21 protein-coding genes are annotated in these 16,534 nt (G+C 63.9%); 9 read left to right on the top strand and 12 right to left on the bottom strand.

The features are described 5' to 3' along the window. Positions 1-14: 14 nt before the first annotated feature. From BR24_RS02940 to cbiE, 7 genes are all read right to left on the bottom strand, one after another. Positions 15-344, bottom strand: coding sequence for a DUF5684 domain-containing protein (locus BR24_RS02940; RefSeq protein ID WP_496540015.1), 330 nt, complete (start codon positions 342-344; stop codon positions 15-17). A 52-nt stretch (positions 345-396) separates the two neighbouring features. Next, positions 397-942, bottom strand: coding sequence for a cysteine hydrolase family protein (locus tag BR24_RS02935; RefSeq protein ID WP_496540014.1), 546 nt, complete (start codon positions 940-942; stop codon positions 397-399). A gap of 74 nt (positions 943-1,016) precedes the next feature. After that, positions 1,017-1,676 carry a riboflavin synthase gene (locus tag BR24_RS02930; protein ID WP_496540013.1) on the bottom strand — a complete coding sequence of 220 codons (660 nt, stop codon included), beginning with the start codon at positions 1,674-1,676 and terminating at the stop codon, positions 1,017-1,019. 72 nt (positions 1,677-1,748) lie between these two features. Beyond that, positions 1,749-2,468, bottom strand: coding sequence for a substrate-binding periplasmic protein (locus BR24_RS02925; protein ID WP_496540012.1), 720 nt, complete (start codon positions 2,466-2,468; stop codon positions 1,749-1,751). A 100-nt stretch (positions 2,469-2,568) separates the two neighbouring features. After that, positions 2,569-3,720: a bifunctional diaminohydroxyphosphoribosylaminopyrimidine deaminase/5-amino-6-(5-phosphoribosylamino)uracil reductase RibD gene (ribD, locus tag BR24_RS02920; protein WP_496540011.1), complete on the bottom strand. Its 1,152-nt coding sequence runs from the start codon at positions 3,718-3,720 to the stop codon at positions 2,569-2,571. Beyond that, on the bottom strand, positions 3,692-4,150 hold the full coding sequence (locus BR24_RS02915; protein ID WP_496540010.1) for a deoxycytidylate deaminase: 459 nt from the start codon (positions 4,148-4,150) through the stop codon (positions 3,692-3,694). The genes ribD and BR24_RS02915 overlap by 29 nt, the downstream gene beginning before the upstream one ends. An 81-nt stretch (positions 4,151-4,231) precedes the next feature. After that, positions 4,232-5,473, bottom strand: a complete 1,242-nt coding sequence (cbiE, locus tag BR24_RS02910) for a precorrin-6y C5,15-methyltransferase (decarboxylating) subunit CbiE (protein WP_496540009.1) — start codon at positions 5,471-5,473, stop codon at positions 4,232-4,234. A gap of 94 nt (positions 5,474-5,567) precedes the next feature. Between cbiE and BR24_RS02905 the strand changes: the two genes are divergently transcribed. From BR24_RS02905 to BR24_RS02875, 7 genes are all read left to right on the top strand, one after another. Then, the gene (locus tag BR24_RS02905) at positions 5,568-6,845 is read left to right on the top strand and encodes an MFS transporter (RefSeq protein ID WP_496540008.1); all 1,278 of its coding nucleotides are present in this window, start codon (positions 5,568-5,570) and stop codon (positions 6,843-6,845) included. After that, entirely contained in the window at positions 6,845-7,399 is a 555-nt protein-coding gene (gene amrA / locus BR24_RS02900; RefSeq protein ID WP_496540007.1) for an AmmeMemoRadiSam system protein A, read from the top strand. The genes BR24_RS02905 and amrA overlap by 1 nt, the downstream gene beginning before the upstream one ends. Before the next feature lie 132 nt (positions 7,400-7,531). Next, the gene (locus BR24_RS02895) at positions 7,532-8,509 is read left to right on the top strand and encodes a serine/threonine-protein kinase (protein WP_496540006.1); all 978 of its coding nucleotides are present in this window, start codon (positions 7,532-7,534) and stop codon (positions 8,507-8,509) included. Further along, positions 8,506-8,997: a universal stress protein gene (locus tag BR24_RS02890; protein ID WP_496540005.1), complete on the top strand. Its 492-nt coding sequence runs from the start codon at positions 8,506-8,508 to the stop codon at positions 8,995-8,997. Before BR24_RS02895 ends, BR24_RS02890 begins: the two co-directional genes overlap by 4 nt. Positions 8,998-9,252: 255 nt before the next feature. Then, positions 9,253-9,885: a flagellar brake protein gene (locus tag BR24_RS02885; RefSeq protein ID WP_496540004.1), complete on the top strand. Its 633-nt coding sequence runs from the start codon at positions 9,253-9,255 to the stop codon at positions 9,883-9,885. A gap of 25 nt (positions 9,886-9,910) precedes the next feature. Next, positions 9,911-11,113, top strand: a complete 1,203-nt coding sequence (locus tag BR24_RS02880; protein WP_496540003.1) for an HD-GYP domain-containing protein — start codon at positions 9,911-9,913, stop codon at positions 11,111-11,113. Between the two features lie 12 nt (positions 11,114-11,125). Further along, positions 11,126-11,548, top strand: a complete 423-nt coding sequence (locus BR24_RS02875; RefSeq protein WP_496540002.1) for a hypothetical protein — start codon at positions 11,126-11,128, stop codon at positions 11,546-11,548. On the opposite strand, the gene BR24_RS02870 is transcribed toward BR24_RS02875, so the two are convergent. The 5 genes from BR24_RS02870 to BR24_RS02850 all read right to left on the bottom strand — a co-directional run bounded on the left by BR24_RS02870 (position 11,545) and on the right by BR24_RS02850 (position 14,284). Further along, entirely contained in the window at positions 11,545-11,790 is a 246-nt protein-coding gene (locus BR24_RS02870) for a cysteine-rich small domain-containing protein (RefSeq protein ID WP_496540001.1), read from the bottom strand. The two genes, BR24_RS02875 and BR24_RS02870, sit on opposite strands and share 4 nt — an antisense overlap. Beyond that, positions 11,787-12,089 carry a DUF4389 domain-containing protein gene (locus tag BR24_RS02865; protein ID WP_496540000.1) on the bottom strand — a complete coding sequence of 101 codons (303 nt, stop codon included), beginning with the start codon at positions 12,087-12,089 and terminating at the stop codon, positions 11,787-11,789. Before BR24_RS02865 ends, BR24_RS02870 begins: the two co-directional genes overlap by 4 nt. Before the next feature lie 158 nt (positions 12,090-12,247). After that, the gene (locus BR24_RS02860) at positions 12,248-12,643 is read right to left on the bottom strand and encodes a secondary thiamine-phosphate synthase enzyme YjbQ (protein WP_496539999.1); all 396 of its coding nucleotides are present in this window, start codon (positions 12,641-12,643) and stop codon (positions 12,248-12,250) included. A gap of 10 nt (positions 12,644-12,653) precedes the next feature. Further along, a complete protein-coding gene (gene cobM / locus BR24_RS02855) occupies positions 12,654-13,406 on the bottom strand; it encodes a precorrin-4 C(11)-methyltransferase (protein ID WP_496539998.1) in 753 nt (250 codons plus the stop codon). Positions 13,407-13,519: 113 nt separating this feature from the next. Continuing rightward, entirely contained in the window at positions 13,520-14,284 is a 765-nt protein-coding gene (locus tag BR24_RS02850) for an SDR family NAD(P)-dependent oxidoreductase (protein ID WP_496539997.1), read from the bottom strand. A gap of 84 nt (positions 14,285-14,368) precedes the next feature. On the opposite strand from BR24_RS02850, the gene BR24_RS02845 reads away from it, so the two are divergent. Both BR24_RS02845 and ffh read left to right on the top strand, forming a co-directional pair. Beyond that, positions 14,369-14,704: a TraR/DksA family transcriptional regulator gene (locus BR24_RS02845; RefSeq protein WP_496539996.1), complete on the top strand. Its 336-nt coding sequence runs from the start codon at positions 14,369-14,371 to the stop codon at positions 14,702-14,704. A 210-nt stretch (positions 14,705-14,914) separates the two neighbouring features. Further along, positions 14,915-16,483, top strand: coding sequence for a signal recognition particle protein (gene ffh / locus BR24_RS02840; protein WP_496539995.1), 1,569 nt, complete (start codon positions 14,915-14,917; stop codon positions 16,481-16,483). Positions 16,484-16,534: the final 51 nt, after the last annotated feature.

The raw sequence follows: 16,534 nt of genomic DNA, 5'->3' as shown, positions 1-16,534 counted from the left end.
CCTCCGGCGGCCGGCTACACTGCCAGCGAGTTATACCGGCTGCTGCCAAAGCCGAGTATGGGCCAGAAGACGAACGGCAGCAGGAACAGCCCCACGCTGAACACGGCGGGCATCCCGAACCGTCGCGAAAGGTCGATGAAGGCCAGCAGCATGAAGACCAGATTCACCAGCGGAATCAGGAACATGATGAACCACCAGCCGGGGCGGCCTACGATGCGAAGCAGCACCCAGAGGTTATAGAACGGGATCAGCACCGCCCAGCCCGGCTCCCCGGCTTTCTGGTAGGTCTTCCAGCTCCCGGCGATGATCAGGACGAGGCAGGCCAGCTGAAACAGCACTTCCATGAATGGGCTCCTTTTTTTCTTTCCTTCATTAGCACGAAAAAGCCGAAATGGGTCAACCGCCGCCGAGCTCTTTCAGGCAGTCGGCAAACGGCACGACGCGAACGGGCTCCTCCGGGGTGATCATGGTCGCCCAGACGTGGTTGTGGTGCCGGATGACCGCAGCCGCGTCCAGTTCGGGCTTGTCCCCGGTGGTGTGGCAGTCCGAGGGCACCGTCAGCCGGAATCCGAGACTTGCGGCCGCCCGCACCGTGGCATCAATGCAGTAGTCCGTGCAGCAACCCACTATATAAAGATGCTCCACGTCGCGCTCGCGCAGCATGGTCTCCAGAGGCGTGCGGCAGAACGAGTCGCAGGATATCTTCTCCACGAAGAGGTCCGTCTCGAAGGGATGCAGCTCCGGCAGGATCTCCCAGCCTTCGGTTCCGGGCTCCAGCCAGCCGTCCCCTCCGGCATGGCGAACGAAAACCACTGCCGAGTCGGCGGCGCGCATCGCGCTGCACAGTGTGTCGATACGACGGACCACACCCTGCGCGTCGTGCCGGGTCCCGGAGACTTCAAACAGGTCCCGCTGCATATCCACCACAAGAAGTGCGTTCATTGCTTTCGCCAAAAGAAAACCCCTGACGACCCGGGCGGGCTGACAGGGGTGATGTTCGCGTCGTTCGGCACGGACTAGAATCCGTGCTTTCTCAGAAAATCTTCGGTGAGGGAGGACTTGGGCGCGTCCTGCGATGCGCCGCCGGTCCACGGAGCCACCATCCGCTCCACGTACTTGCCGATGACGTCGGTCTCCATGTTCACCTTGCGGCCGGGGGTCCAGCCCCTGATGGTTGTGGCGCCCTGCGTCTCGGGAATGATGTTCACCTCGAGCCAGTCGGGGCCGCACGCGTTCACGGTCAGGCTGATGCCGTCCAGCGCCACCGACCCCTTGCCGATGACGTACCGGCCGTGCTCCGCGGGAAAGGTCAGGCGGTAGACCTTCGACTCTCCGGCGGGACGGACCTCGGCCACCTCCGCGATGCAGTCGACGTGGCCGCTGACGATATGCCCCCCGAGACGGTCGCCCATGGCCAGCGCGCGTTCCAGATTCACGGTGGAGCCGGTGCGCAGCCCGCCGAGACTCGTGACCGAAATGGTCTCCCGGCTGGCGTAGGCCGTGAACCAGCGCTCGCCGAAGGTCTCCACGGTCAGGCAGACGCCGTTGACCGCGATGGATTCCCCGAGGACGATGTCTTCAAGGGCATAGTTGGCCCTGATGCGGAAACGAGTCTCCGCGCCGCGGTTTTCGGCGCTCTCGACGGCGCCGGTTCCCTGTACGAGTCCGGTGAACATGTGCATCCTCCACTTGGTTGCGTGGATGATCAGATAGCAGGTGACCGCCGGGGTGTAAACGCCGGACAGAGGCTAGTAGCGCGAGATCCCGTCGAAGGCGCGGCGAAAGCTGTTAACCACCTGATCCGGAACGGCCTTGTTGAAGGCCATGCACATGCTGATCTCTCCAAGCTGACGGATGACCCGCAGCCCCTGCAGTTCGTGACGGTTTTGCGCGCTCATGAGGTACCGCTCCGTGACCACTATGTAGTCCAGACGCTTTTCGACGAGCTTTCGGACGTTGTGCTCGGCGGAGTTGGCGACCTCCGGGATCAGCTTGTCGCCACAACTGCTTTTGACCACCTCGTAGGCGGCCCCGCCGCGCACCACGCCCACCCTCACGGGATACCCGTCGAGGCACAACTCCGCCGCGGGAATGGAGTCCTGCCGTCCGACCATCACCAGCGGCTCGCTCGGGAACGGACAGGCCCATTTGAACATGTCCTCGCGAGAGGGCAGACGGGCCGTACTGAAGAGCACGCCCTGCGGATCGGTCATGGCGGAATCCATGGCCCGGGCCCAGGGCAGAATGTTGATGTCCTTCTCCGGCACTCCGAGGCGCGCCCACGCCCGCCGCAGCAACTCCATGGAGCGACCACGCACGACACCGGCCTCCAGATAATTGTACGGGGGCAGGTTCTCCGAGTAATACTCAAGCGCCGACAGCCCGGAGGCATCGGGCGGCTCCGAAGCAGAAGCAGGAGAAATGGTTACTACTATCAGGCATGCTATACAAAAGAGTCCCTTCTTCATCGGCGCGAAGTATCACACCGCTCATCCGGCTGCAACAGACAAAGCGATATTTTGCGAAACCGAGAAGGATTCTTGACGGTTCTTCGCGAAACGCGAAGGGTCAGTCCCTGTCGGGCAGAAGGGTCAGACGCAGGTCGCGCCCCACGTGCCGGATGCGCGCGATGCGATAATCCACGGCATCGGCCATGCGCATGCCGGTCCTGCCGGAAAAGGCGGAGCGGGCGGTCGCGTCGCCGAGGACGCGGGGGGCGAGGAAGTAGTCCATCTCGTCGGCGAGCCCCTGCAGGACCAGCGTCATGGCGAGCCGTCCGCCGCCTTCCACCATGGAATAGTGGCAGCCGCACTCTTTCCGGAGCCAGCGGAAGCCCTCTCCGAGCAGCAGGCCCGAATCGTCGGCGGGCAGACCGATGACGCGAACCCCCTTGGCACGAAGCGCCTCGGCCTGTTCGGAAGCCGCCTGCGCCTGTCCGGTCCAGAAGACCGTCTGGTGCGGCCTGAAGCGGAGGAGCTTGCGGTCCGCGTCCGGCGCGGGAAGCGCGGAGGTGACGACAACGGCAAGGGGCTGCTCGAACGCTTCGGGCAGGCCGGCGCAGCGACACGTCAGGGAGGGGTCGTCGTTGCGGAAAGTCTCGCCACCGACCACCACCGCCCCCACAAAGGAGCGGATGTCCTGAACGCACTCGAATGACGCGGGACAGGACACGGCTTCGGGCGTACCGTCCGCGGCAGCGATGCGTCCGTCGAGCGTCGCGGCGAGCTTGAGGATGTTGTAGGTGCGGTCCGTCTCCTGCCAGAGCAGGAAATCCGCCACCAGGTCGCGGCATTCATCTTCCAGGACACCGTGACTCACGGAAACGCCGTGCTCCGCCAGCCGCTCCATGCCGCCGGCCGCCAGCGGGTTGGGGTCGCGGAACCCGATGACCACTTCGCCGATCCCGGCCTCGATGATGGCCTCGGTGCACGGCGGGGTGCGGCCGTGATGGTTGCACGGCTCCAGCGTCACGTACATGGCGCACTCGGAGGCGGGAACGCGGTCGAAGACGCCCTTTTCGCGGGCATCGGCCAGACATTCGCGCTCCGCGTGCAGCTCTCCGGCGCGGGTGTGCCAGCCCTCGGCCACAACCTGTTCGCCGTGCACGAGCACCGCGCCAACGCAGGGGTTCGGGGCGGCGGGTCCTCGGCCATTGCGGGCCAGCTCCGCCGCGCGGGCCATGAAGCGTTCCCTAGCAGTATTCGCCGGACAGCAGTTCATGGTTCACTCCCGCTTCGGCCAGCATGGCCTCCGCCAGTTCGTCGGGGTAATGTTCCGCGTAATAGATGTTGTGTGCGCCGCAGTTGATGAGCATCTTGGTGCAGATCAGGCACGGCTGGGTGGTGCAGTAGATATCGCAGCCCTTCAGGGACAGCCCGTAGGAGGCGGCCTGAATGATGACGTTCTGCTCCGCGTGCAGTCCGCGGCACAGCTCATGCCGCTGGCCGGAGGGGACCTCCATGCGCTCGCGGATGCAGCCCACCTCACCGCAGTGCGGGACCTTGGTGGGCACGCCGTTGTAGCCGGTGGCCACCACGCGCTTGTCGATGACCGCCACCGCGCCCACGGCGCGACGGGTGCACGTGGAACGCTGGGCCACCAGATGGGCGATTTTCATGAAATAATCGGGCCATGGCATTCTGCCGGACATGGCTGTTTCTCCTGTCTTTGGGTTCTCCGCCGTTGCGGGAAAGGCCCCGATAGCACGGGCGTTCCCGAAAGAAAACATCCCTCAGGGCTTCTCGGCCCACAGGATGAAAACGGGGTTGGCGGCGCGAAAACGCAGGTCGCCCGCGAGCCTGTCGGCCTCGTTGGCCTGAAGCTGCGTCACGCCGAACAGCCAGCCGCGCTCCTTGAAGAACATCTGCGCACGATGCAGCGTGTCCAGCAGGATGCAGTGGGCCACCAGCCTGCCGCCGGGGCGAAGCCGTTCGGCCACGGCCTCCAGCAGGTCGGACTCCCTGTTGGACTCGCCGCCGAGCCCGCCGCCGATGAACACGCGATCCGGGTCGGGCAGCCCCTTGAGGCAACCGGGCAGGCCGCCCGTCACCACCTCCACCAGCCACGCGCCCATGCGCCGCTGGTTCTCCCGGATCATGGCGGCGCGGGTGCGATCGCGCTCCACAGCCACCACGCGCCCGTCCACCGCGAGGTGCGAGGCCTCGATGGCCACGGAGCCGCACCCGGACCCGAGGTCCCAGACAGTTGAACCGGGGGCGATGGCCAGAAGCGCCAGCCCCGTTGCACGGACCGGCAGCTTGGTGATCAGGCCGCGCTGATGAAAATAGAAATGATCCGGCACGCCGAGGCGCAGGGGGACCTCCGGCGGATACTCCCGCTCAAGAAAAACAAGGTTCAGGGGATCGAAGCCCATGCCCCACGTCTCTTCAAGCCCCACGCGGCGGACCTGCTCGCCCTCCGTGCCGAGGCGTTCCAGCACGGTCATGGTGAACCCGTCCGCGCCGCGCTCCAGCATGGCGCGGGCCACCGCGGAAGGATCGTTCTCCTCGTCGGTGAAGACCGCGATGGTATCCGCCCGGACCAGCGCGGCAAACAGCGGCGTATAGTCGCTACGCCCATGCAGGGAGATGGAGACCGTGCGCTCCCACGAGACCCCCAGCCGCGACGCCGCCAGCTGGAGCGTGCTTACGGCCGGGAGCACTTTCAGTCGCTCGCGCCCGAGCTCACGCGAGAGCAGGTTGCCGATGCCGAAAAAGAGCGGGTCGCCGTCAGCCAGCACCACCACGCGCCCGCCGCCGTCCACCTCCTTGCGGATACGCCGGACGCAGCGGTCCAGCGGCGAGGACAGAGGCAGCCTGTCCGCCTCCGGGGCCGCATCGCGACCGACGGCGTCCAGAAGACGGTTGCCGCCCGCCAGCAGCGTGGCGCTCTCCAGCAGGTGGTGACAATTATCGGGTATATCGAGTGTGCCGGGGCTCATTCCCAGCACGCACACGGTTTCTGTCGTTTCCATGGCTGCGTTGTAACGCAACGCAAGGCCGGTGAAAAGGACAGTTTGCTTGCCTTTTGGTCCTCCCGGCTGCACGGTGGGCGCACGGAGGACCGATTTGAACAACGAACCGCGCGGAATCTGGGCATGGGCCTTCTACGACTGGGCGAACGCCGGCTTCAATACGCTGGTGCAGACCTTTGTGTTCGCAGCCTACTTCACCTCGGCCGTGGCCGTGGATGAAGCCGCCGGAACCGCCATGTGGGGCAACGCCATGGCGCTGGCGGGCCTGTGCGTGGGCCTGTCCGGGCCGGTGGTCGGAGCCATCGCCGACCACACCGGCCGGCGCAAGCCGTGGGTGGGAGCCCTGACAGCCGCGTGCATCGCCGCCACCGCCCTGCTCTGGTTCGTCAAACCCGACCCGGAGTGGGCCATCTACGCCGTGACGCTGGCCTTCGTTGGGGTGACCGCGTCCGAAGGCGCGCAGATATTCTACAACGCCATGCTGGCCGACCTCGTTCCCGAAGAGCGGCTCGGCCGTTGGTCCGGCTGGGGCTGGGCCATGGGCTACGCGGGCGGACTGATCTGCCTCGTGGCCGCGCTCTACGGCCTCATTGACGACAACGCCCTGTTCGGCGTGACGCACGACGAAGCCCTGCACGTACGCACGGCCATGCTCTTCTCCGCAGGCTGGTATCTCGTGTTCGCCCTGCCCATGTTCCTGCGCACGCCGGATACGCCCTCCACGGGGCAGACCATGCGCGCGGCGGTCCGACACGGCTTCCGGCAGCTGAAGGGTTCGCTCGCCAACGCGAGGCGCTACAAGGGCGTGGGCCTGTTCCTGTTGGCACGCATGTTCTACAACGACGGGCTGACCACCCTGTTCGCCTTCGGGGGCATTTACGCGGCCGGGACCTTCGGGATGCAGACCTCGGAGGTCATCCTCTTCGGCATCGGCCTGAACGTGACCGCGGGCCTCGGCGCCGCCGGATTCGCGTGGATCGACGACCGCGCCGGCCCCCGCAGGACGCTCATCATCTCGCTCGTTGCGCTTACGGCCGCGGCCGTCGCCACCCTGCTCGTGACGGATAAAACGCTTTTCTGGATTTTCGGCCTGACCGTAGGTATATTCGTCGGCCCGGTGCAGGCGTCGAGCCGATCCTATCTGGCCCGCGCCGCGCCGCCCGATCTTCGAAACCAGTTTTTCGGGCTGTTCGCCCTGTCCGGAAAAGTCACGGCCTTTCTCGGTCCGCTCCTCGTGGGGTGGATCACCGTCGCGGCCGACAGCCAGCGGGCCGGGATGGCCTCCGTGGTGGGACTTTTCCTGATCGGTCTGGCCCTGCTCGCGGCCGTGCCGCGCGTCAAAAAGCAACAAACCACCGAGGAGCTCAGATAATGTCCGATTTCCATTTCATGCTCAGCGACGAGGAAAAAACCTACCTCAAGGACCTCGTCAGGCAATCCATCCGCGCCAAGCTCGAAGGCGACGAGTCCGCCGCCCCGGCCGAGCCGGAATCCCACAAGCTGCGCAAGGAGTTCGGCGCGTTCGTCACCCTGAAGATCGACGGCCAGCTGCGCGGCTGCATCGGCAACGTGCAGGGCGGCGGCGAAATCTTCCAGACCATCTGGGACATGGCCCGCGCCGCAGCGTTCAGTGACCCGCGCTTCCCGCCCCTGAGCGCCGAGGAGTTCGACAAGGTGGACATCGAAATCTCCATCCTCAGCCCTCTGAACTACTGCCGCTCTCCGGAGCAGATCGAGGTCGGCCGCCACGGGCTGATCATCCAGCGCAACCAGAGCACCGGGCTCCTGCTGCCGCAGGTGGCCGTGGAGCAGGGCTGGGACAAGTACCAGTTCCTCGCCAACACCTGCCGCAAGGCCGGGCTGCCCGAGGACTGCTGGAACAAGGTCGGCACCAACATCCTGTGGTTCGAGGCCGAAATCTTCTAGCCCACATACCGCCCTTTTCGGCCCGGCGCGTCCCCTTCCCGAAGGATACGCCGGGCCGCTTCCGTTCCGACCCCGTTTATAATTCCCCGTGCCTTCCTGCGGCGTACCCTCGAATCAGGAGGGGAAGACCGCATGGAACAGGATTTCAGGGATTTCGTCCTCGAACACATGCCCCACATGGACCGCCGCCGCATCGGGCGGCTGTACACCGATACGTCCGACTTCACTTCCATAGGCTACGGTGACGTCATCCGTCTGGCGGCCCGGCACTACCTGGTCCTGCGCGACGAGGCCGAGCGCCGCTTCGGCATCGAGGACTTCAAGTTCTGGGTCAAGCGCTGCCGCTGTCTGGAGACGAGGGAACCCGCCATCCTCAAGCTGGTCTTCCACGAAGAGTTCACGCAAAAGATCGGTTCCATGAGCATCCGCAGCTTCCGCAGCGCCACCAAGGAGGCGCGGATTCTCGAGCTGGTGCGCGACGACCCGCGGTTCATGCACGGCTTCTCCGCCCGCGACGAGGCCGGAAACCTCGTGCGCGTGCTGGAGGTCATCCGCGGCAAGCGCTTCGACGAGGTGGTGGATTCGCTACCGGGCGACCACGCCTTCTACTTTCACAACAACCTGCGCCCCGTGCTGAACACCTTCATCGACGCCTGCGAGGCCATCGGCTTCCTGCACGAGCACGGCGAACAGCACGGCGACGTGCGGCGCGACCACCTCTGGATGGAGACCTCCACCGGGCGGGGCCGCTGGCTGGACTTCGACTACGCCTACGAGACGCGGGCCAACCCGTTCGGGCTGGACCTGTACGGCTTGGGCAACAGCCTGCTGTTCCTCGTGGGCAAGCGCATATATACGCCGCACGCCTTCGAGGGGATGGAAGGCTCCGACACCTTGCAGCCCGGAGATTTTTCCCCGGTCATCCGGAACAGGCTGGTCAACCTGCGGCGCCTGTTCCCCTACATCCCCGAACCGCTCAACAACGTGCTGCTCCACTTCTCGGAAGGGGCCGAAACCTTTTACGACTCCGTGGACGAAATGCTCTGCGAGCTGCGGCCCTGCCTTGACCTTCTGCCCAACCCGCAGGAACCGAAGGAGGAAGTCCCATGAACCCCAGAAAGATCCTCGTGGCGGTGGATGCAAGCGAAAACGCCATGCGCGCCGTGGGATACGTGGGTGAAATCGCGGCCGGATGCCCCGGCTTCGAAGTGCACCTGCTCTGCATCGAACAGCTTCCCCACCGGGACCTGTTCGGCAAGGACGAGGACTGGGTGCGCGCCTGCCGGAACGCCAGAGCCGAGTTCGAGGACTTTCTCGATCAGGCGCGGGAGCGACTGGTGGCCATGGGCATGAAGGATGACGAGGTGCAGAAGAACTACGTCGCCTTCTGCCACTCCCCGTTCAACGATCAGGCCACGAGGTGCAGCATGGGTACCAGCGTGGCACTGGAGATTCTGGAGACCGTCAAGTCGGGCGGGTTCGGAACGGTCGTGGTGGGACGGCGCGGCCTCTCCAAGGCGGAGGAGTTCCTGTTCGGTTCGGTCTCCAACAAGATCGTCCACTCCGCCAGAGACTGCACCGTCTGGGTGGTCTCCTGACCTTCAGCCTGCCGGCCGCAGCGACCTCTCGCGCCGACTGCGTGCAACAGGTCAGCCAGAGCGGGAATCTTTCCCGGGTGCCGAGCGCATCTCCGGGAGAAGTTCCCGCACCCATCCCCTTGCCTTATTGCCCGTGTACCGCATATATTGACGTTCTAAACTCATCCACTGCACGGGAGACAGCTACCGTATATGGCGGACCATCTCACATCGACCGAAACAAACGGTACATCCAGAGACAGCCGAGTCACCAAGATGGCTGGCGTGAACCTGGAGGTGGCGCTGGGCGCCGATCTGGTGGTGACGTTTCCCGGCATGCAGCGCGGATACCGCGGCCGCGTCGTGGGCTTCGACCCGTATGAATTCCTCGTGGCCAACGTGCGGCTGCCGTCATCCGTTCGCGGCGGCATGGGCTACAAGGACACCATCGTGGTGAAATACCTCCACGAAGGCACGGTCTACGGCTTCGAGACCCTCGTGCTGAACCACATCACGCGCCCCGCTCCCCTGCTCTTCTTCGAATACCCCGAGTCCATCGAAAAGCTCGACCTGCGAAACGCCTCGCGCACCAACTGCAACATCGACTCCACCCTGCACACCGCCGACTCCGACTACGACTGCCTCGTGGTGAACGCCAGCGACACGGGCTGCCGGCTTTCCGTGGCCGTAGGCAGCCGGGACGCGCTGAACATGGTGGAAGTGGGCGACGACATGGTCGTCAGCATGCGTCTGGGCAATCTGGGGAACATCAAGATCCCCGTCACCATCAAGAACATCGTCGCGAAGCAGGGGGTCCTGCTGCTCGGCTGCATGTTCATCGACATAAGCGAAGAGGAGCAACAGCTCATTTCCACTTACGTGGAGAGGATCGCCAGACTGAGCATCTGACGATCCGCCGAAGGAGGGGGCGGCGGTGATCAGAAAGATTTCGGTTCAGGACCTCAAACCGGGCATGGAAGTGGTGCGCATGGCATCGGACATGTGGACGCATCTTCCCTATCTGTACACGAAACCCGGGGTCATCCGGTCGGAGATGGAAGTCCATCGCATCCGGCAGGAGGGCTATCTGGACGTCTTCATCAGGCAGGAAGTCCCGGAGGACGGAAAGACCGACGACGAGCGGCTTGAGCGCATCGTCCTGCAACGCAGGGACAGCCCGCCGCGCAAGCGACGCGCCCCGTTTCACCGCGAAATCCGCAAGGCCAGAAAGGCCTACGACGAAGCCCTGGTCCAGACCAAGCGGATGATGACCGACGTGAAGATGGGCCGTCAGGTGGATGTCGAGAGCACCACCCACGCGGTTGAAGGCATCATCAACGTGGCCGTGCAGAACCCGGATGCGCTCATCTGCCTCTCCAAGCTCTCCCGCTACGACTCCTACACATACGCCCACTGCATCAACGTGGCCTCCATCGCCGTTGTCTTCGGCGAATATCTCGGCCTGCCGCTGGAAGACCTGGTGCTGCTCGGGCTCGCGGGCATGATGCACGACCTCGGCAAGACCGCGGTCCCCGAACGCATCATCAACAAGCAGGGACGGCTCTCCCCGCGCGAGTTCGAAGAGGTTCGCAAACACCCCACATACGGCCAGATGATTCTGGACAAATCGGGCAACATCGCCCCGCGCGTGATGCAGGCGGTGGCCCAGCACCACGAGAAGTTCAACGGCTCGGGCTATCCGCACGGCATGCGCAAGGACGACATCGGCGTGTTCGGGCGCATCCTGTCACTGGCAGACGTCTACGACGCCCTGACCAGCGACCGCTCGTACAAGGACGCCATCCTGCCCAACAAGGCGCTGGCCATCATGTACGGCATGCGCGATCAGGACTTCTGCTCCATCGAGGTGCAGATGTTCATCAAGTGTCTGGGGATATTCCCTTCCGGGAGCCTCGTCCGGCTCAACACCGGCGATCTGGGCGTGGTCTTCGAGAGCAATCCCGAACGTCCGCTGCTGCCGAAGATCAAGGTCATTCTGGACGAGGACCTGCGCCCCATCCCGGCAAAGCTCGTGGATCTGGCGGCGGAGCAGACCCCGGCCTTCAACATCGTGGAGTGTGCGGATCCCTCGCAATACAAGCTCAACCTCAAACCCTACATTCAGACACGGGAATAGGCGGTACCGATCATGTTCGAAGAAACTTTCTGGATTCCGGTATTCGCGCTGCTGGGGGTCCTGCTGATCATCCGGGCCGTGTGGAAGCCCGCCAAAGGCAAGCGCTACGTCATCTCCGAGGAGTCGCTCAAGAACTCGCACAAGATCGCCATGGAGGTCCTGCCGCTTCTCGAATCGGCGCAGGACGTGCGCGACGTGGCCGAGCTGCCCTACCCGAAGGAGAAGCTCAAGAGCGCCCTGAAGATTCTGGCCTACCAGTTCGCGCGCAACACTCAGCACGAGGAACTCGCACGCATCAAGAAGGCCTTCGTGCAGCTCTCGCGCTTTCAGGACCTCGAGCGGGCCGGAGGCCGCGCCGAAGCCCTTTGCGAAAAAGAGAGCAGCGAGCTGGCGGCGGATATCAACCGCCACCTGCTCACGGTCCCCAGGGCCTAGCGGCCCATGCGCTCTCGTATCTTCTTCAGGATGTAATCATACCCTTCGGGCATGTGGGGGATGGTGCACAGGGTACAGTCCTTCACGCCCGAGTCGGTGACGGAATACCGTCCGCCGCACTCCTCGTAGAAATACAGCGGGCAGAAGCAGAACAGGCAGTTGAACTTCTCCGGGTCCTTCACCTTGTGGCAGGGAAAGTACTCGCACTCATCATTGCGAAAAAAGCGGCAGCTGTTCTTCACTCTCTGTCGAACTCCGGTTCTTCCGCCGGTTCGCCGCTGGAGGGGAAATCCTCGAACGGGAAGGGCCGGGCGTTTTCATTGAGGGTGGCGTAGCGCAGCAGCCTGTAGGCATACAGCGACAGCCTGTTGTTGAAGTTGCGCAGCGGCGCGCTGTAGCTCTTGGAGATGAGCATCCACGCATACTGGAACAGGGCGGAGACCTGCACGAGCAGGCGCACCAGCTCGAACACCAGCAGACAGACTATGGTCACGGCAAGGCGCTTGAGCACGCCAGTGCGCTCGACGTTGATTTTGGGCATCAGGGTATCCTTTTCGTTTCATCCGGGGTTTACCGCTCCTGACGGGAACGGATCGCCCACCGGATCATTATCGGGAATGCAAGGGAGTAATCGTATCCGAGTTCAGGGCTTGGGGCAAACAGCCGGACATCGCTCCATGTCCGCTGGTCCTTTCTCCGCTACGCTCCCAGCCACTTGACCCACAACTTGCGGGAGCGCGGGCCGTCGAACTCGCAGAAGAAGATGCGCTGCCACGTGCCGAGCTTCACCTCGCCGGATTCCACGATGAGGTATTGCTCCGGGCCGAACATGCTGACCTTGATGTGCGCGTCCGAGTTGCCCTCGGCGTGACGGTAGTCCCCCCTGTGAGGCACCAGCCGCCGCATGTTGGTCACGATGTCGCGCTTGACGTCGGGGTCGGCGCCCTCGTTGACGGTGACCGCACCCGTGGTGTGGGGGCAGTAAAGCAGGACCGCGCCGTCCTTCCAGCCGTTCTCTCGGACCGTGCGCTGCACGAGCCCGGTGATGTCGATCAGCTCTTCACGCTGTCCGGTATCGATGTGCAGTGTTTCCATGAGAATCCTCCTAGCCTCTGAACATATGACGGAAATCCTCGTCGTACAAGAGGGAGCGGGCGCTTTCGGCGTCCTGCCCCGGCAGGATCAGGAAAAGCGTCTGGCGGGTGAATCCGTTCTCGCGCGCCGTCTCCGCCAGAGCGGAAACTGTCGTCTCCACTATTTTTTCTTCGGGCCAGCCCACGCGATAGGCCGCGAGCGCGAGGGTGGACGGCGCAACGCCGCCCTCCAGCAGCGCATCGCGGACGCCTTCGGGATTGCCCGCCGAAAGATACACGGCCATGGCCGATCCGTGCCGCGCCAGCTCGCGCAGGTGTTCGGATTCCGGAACCGGGGTGCGTCCGGCCAGACGCGACAGGATAAGGGTCTGGGTCCCGCCGGGGACCGTGAAGGAGCGACCGGCCGAGGCGACCGCGGCCGAGGCCGAGGTCACGCCGGGGACAATCTCCCAGCGCACGCCGTCGCGGTCAAGCAGCTGCGCCTGTTCGCGCACGGCGCCGTACAGACCGGGATCGCCGGTATGCACACGGGCGACGAAACCGCCGGAGCGCACGGTCCGCAGTATCAAATCGTGGGTTTCGGAAAGGGACAGCGGCGCGGAGTCGACCACTTCGGCATCGCCGCGGGCGCAGGCCACGAGCTCGCGCGGCACGAGCGACCCGGCATACAGCACCAGCTCCGCCTGTTCGATGATTCGCTTTCCCTTGACCGTGACCAGCTCCGGATCCCCGGGACCGGCGCCAATGAAATACACGCTGGACAAATGTTCCTCCCGCTCGGGCAGTCGGTTTTCGAAATCAGCGTGCAGGTACTATTTCCTCCCGAAGAAGCCAAGAGCGAGCGGACGAAAAGGCTCCGCGCAGGGACGAGACGCCATCAGTTCCTGCGAGGCAGAACCTTGCGGATGTCGGCGACGCGTCCATGGTAGTTCTCGGGACGGTATTCCAGAAACTCCAGCAGGCCTTCCGCGGACTCCTCGGGCGTGATGAGCATGTCCTGCTCCTTCCACGGCCTGAAGACCTTGCGCAGCGGCTCGGCACATTCGCCTTCGGCGTTTCTGGCCTGCTCCTGCATCTGCCCTTCCACGATGCCCGGTCGCCAGATGAGGGTCAGGATCTCCGGCGCCTCCACCGCCAGCTGTCGCGCGAGATGCTCTTCCGCGGCCTTGGCGGCGCAGTAGGTGCCGATGCCCGGCTGGGTCTTCTCGGCCGCGCCGGAACCGAAAAACACGGCCAGCCCCTGCCCCTGCTCGCGAAGCCGGGGCACCGCATGGCGAATGAGCAGATGCGAGGCCGTGACGCTGGCGTCCATTACCTCATGAAAACCGGAGGTGGGCATCTCCCACACGGCCGGGCCGGGCTTGAGCACACCGGCCACATGGATGAAGCCGAAGAAGTCGCCCATGTCACAGGCGGCATCCACCATGCGCCGGACGTTTTCCGGGTCCGCGGCGTCGCCGGCTATGCTCTTGGCGGCCACCCCCTCGGCCCGGCATGCGTTCCTCGCCGCGTTGAGCGGACGCTCCCGGCGCGCATTGAGCACAAGGCGCGTCCCCCGCCGCGCCAGAGCGAGCGCCAGAGCGCGCCCGATGCCCTCGGAGGCCCCGGTGATCACCAGTGTTTGATTTTTCAGCGTTATCATAATACCTTTATCCCCTCATTTTCAAAAATATCGTTTGCCACCAAACTACCCCATTGCGGGGCTTCCAACAAGAGGACCGGGTGCATGAACAGCAGGGAACGCGAAGAATTCACAAACGTCATCCAAAAGGAACTGGAGAATCTCAGGGAACAGCTGCCCTCGCTTGAGGAACGCATGTCTCCGGTTTCACCCGACCAATCCATCGGCAGACTGAGCAGGCTGGACAACATGGTCAATCAGGGCGTGGTGGAAAAACAGCTTTCGCAGACCCGCACGCGCATCCTCAAACTGGAGATGGCCCTCAAACGGCTTGAAGAAGACGAGGAGTTCGGTACCTGTCAGGAATGCGGGGAAAAGATTCCCATGAAACGGCTGCTGGTCATGCCGGAGGCCGAACTGTGCGTGGAGTGCGCCTCCTGAACCGCCGCACAAGCATGTTTCCTTTCCGAACGGAAATGCCGCCGAGCGCGCCGTCTGCCATCGCGGACGCATATTTTCTGCCCGTTTTCACCCCCTGTGAAGGCCCGCCGGGCTTGACTAACGGTTGACAATGGAATAACTCACGGCTTCTTTGCCCGTGTTGGACGGGCCTTTTGTGCGTGGAAAACGACGGATCACGGGAGTTTCGGAGTGTTTGACAGCCTTCAGGATCGGCTTCAGGGAGCCTTCAAGAAACTGCGCGGACAGACCCGCCTTGATGAAAACAACGTCAAGGAAGGCTTGCGCGAGGTACGTCTTGCCCTGCTCGAAGCCGACGTCAACTTCAAGGTCGTCAAGGACTTCGTCAATCAGGTCAAGGAGCGCGCCCTCGGCGAGGACGTCCTCAAGGGCCTGAACCCTGCGCAGCAGGTGGTCAAGATCGTCAACGAGGAACTTACCGAGCTCCTCGGCGGCGAGCAGGAAGGCGTGGACCTCTCCGCCAAGCCGCTCAAGATCATGATGGTCGGCCTGCAGGGCTCCGGTAAGACCACCTCCTCCGGCAAGATCTCTCTCTGGCTGCGCAAGAACCACAAGCGCAAGCCCTACCTCGTCCCCGCGGACGTTTACCGCCCCGCGGCGATCGACCAGCTCAACACGCTGGCCAAGCAGCTGGACGTGCCCGTCTACCCGTCCACCACGGAGATGAATCCGGTGGACATCTGCCGGGACGCGGAAGAGAAGGCCGCCGAGCTGGGCTGCGACGTCATCCTGTACGACACCGCGGGCCGTCTGCACATAGACGAGCCGCTGATGGAGGAGCTCTCCTCCATCAAGCGCGAGTGCCGGCCGCAGGAGATCCTGTTCGTGGCGGACGCCATGACGGGTCAGGACGCGGTGACCGTGGCCGACAAGTTCGACGAGACCCTCGGCATCACCGGCGTGGTGCTGACCAAGATGGACGGCGACGCCCGAGGCGGCGCGGCGCTCTCCATCAAGTCGGTGACGGGCAAGTCGGTCAAGTTCGTCGGCATGGGCGAGAAGCTCTCCGAACTGGAACTTTTCCACCCCGACCGCATCGCCTCGCGCATCCTCGGCATGGGCGACATGCTCACGCTCATCGAGAAGGCACAGGACGAGATCGACGAGGACGAAGCCAAGGACATGGCCGACAAGATGGCCAAGGCGGAGTTCGACCTCGAGGATTTCCGCACCCAGATGCGCCGCATCAAGAAGCTCGGCTCCATGGAGGGCCTGCTCAAGATGATTCCGGGCATGGGCAACATGATGAAGCAGCTCGGCGACGCCCAGCTGCCCGAGGACGAGATGAAGAAGTCCGAGGCCATCATCAGCTCCATGACCATGGAAGAGCGCCGCAACCCGGACGTGCTGAAGAAGGCCAGCCGCAAGGAGCGCATCGCCAAGGGCGCCGGCATGACCGTGGCCGACGTCAACGCCCTGCTGAAGAACTTCAAGCAGATGAGCGGGATGATGCAGCAGATGATGGGCGGCAAGACGGGCAAGAAGGGCAAGCTCGGCATGCCCAAGCTGCCCAAGGGGCTCGGCGGCATGGCGGGCCAGATGCCCGGCATGGGCGGCGGAGCCGGTGGCGGAATGCCCGGCCTTCCCGGAATGGAAGGCATGGAGGGCATGGAGGGAATGGAAGGCATGCCCGGTATGGGCGGCGGCGAGCAGCCCAAGAAAGGCCCTTCCAAGAAGACCCTCAAGGAAAGAAAGCGGAAAAAGCTCAACAAGAAACAGCGCAAAAAGAAGAAAAAGTAATTTTTGCGCCGCGTTTGCGGAGAGCTTCGAAAATAACGGTGATTACTTGCC

The organism is Pseudodesulfovibrio halophilus DSM 5663, from assembly GCF_059568665.1.
This window is presented reverse-complemented; position numbering and strand designations above follow the sequence as displayed.

What these genes read in the sequence shown, in the direction of transcription:
- BR24_RS02940 (WP_496540015.1), bottom strand. Translation starts at nt 344, where the DNA reads ATGGAAGTGCTGTTTCAGCTGGCCTGCCTCGTCCTGATCATCGCCGGG.
- BR24_RS02935 (WP_496540014.1), bottom strand. Translation starts at nt 942, where the DNA reads ATGAACGCACTTCTTGTGGTGGATATGCAGCGGGACCTGTTTGAAGTC.
- BR24_RS02930 (WP_496540013.1), bottom strand. Translation starts at nt 1,676, where the DNA reads ATGTTCACCGGACTCGTACAGGGAACCGGCGCCGTCGAGAGCGCCGAA.
- BR24_RS02925 (WP_496540012.1), bottom strand. Translation starts at nt 2,468, where the DNA reads ATGAAGAAGGGACTCTTTTGTATAGCATGCCTGATAGTAGTAACCATT.
- ribD (WP_496540011.1), bottom strand. Translation starts at nt 3,720, where the DNA reads ATGAACTGCTGTCCGGCGAATACTGCTAGGGAACGCTTCATGGCCCGC.
- BR24_RS02915 (WP_496540010.1), bottom strand. Translation starts at nt 4,150, where the DNA reads ATGTCCGGCAGAATGCCATGGCCCGATTATTTCATGAAAATCGCCCAT.
- cbiE (WP_496540009.1), bottom strand. Translation starts at nt 5,473, where the DNA reads ATGGAAACGACAGAAACCGTGTGCGTGCTGGGAATGAGCCCCGGCACA.
- amrA (WP_496540007.1), top strand. Translation starts at nt 6,845, where the DNA reads ATGTCCGATTTCCATTTCATGCTCAGCGACGAGGAAAAAACCTACCTC.
- BR24_RS02895 (WP_496540006.1), top strand. Translation starts at nt 7,532, where the DNA reads ATGGAACAGGATTTCAGGGATTTCGTCCTCGAACACATGCCCCACATG.
- BR24_RS02890 (WP_496540005.1), top strand. Translation starts at nt 8,506, where the DNA reads ATGAACCCCAGAAAGATCCTCGTGGCGGTGGATGCAAGCGAAAACGCC.
- BR24_RS02885 (WP_496540004.1), top strand. Translation starts at nt 9,253, where the DNA reads ATGGCTGGCGTGAACCTGGAGGTGGCGCTGGGCGCCGATCTGGTGGTG.
- BR24_RS02875 (WP_496540002.1), top strand. Translation starts at nt 11,126, where the DNA reads ATGTTCGAAGAAACTTTCTGGATTCCGGTATTCGCGCTGCTGGGGGTC.
- BR24_RS02865 (WP_496540000.1), bottom strand. Translation starts at nt 12,089, where the DNA reads ATGCCCAAAATCAACGTCGAGCGCACTGGCGTGCTCAAGCGCCTTGCC.
- BR24_RS02860 (WP_496539999.1), bottom strand. Translation starts at nt 12,643, where the DNA reads ATGGAAACACTGCACATCGATACCGGACAGCGTGAAGAGCTGATCGAC.
- BR24_RS02850 (WP_496539997.1), bottom strand. Translation starts at nt 14,284, where the DNA reads ATGATAACGCTGAAAAATCAAACACTGGTGATCACCGGGGCCTCCGAG.
- BR24_RS02845 (WP_496539996.1), top strand. Translation starts at nt 14,369, where the DNA reads ATGAACAGCAGGGAACGCGAAGAATTCACAAACGTCATCCAAAAGGAA.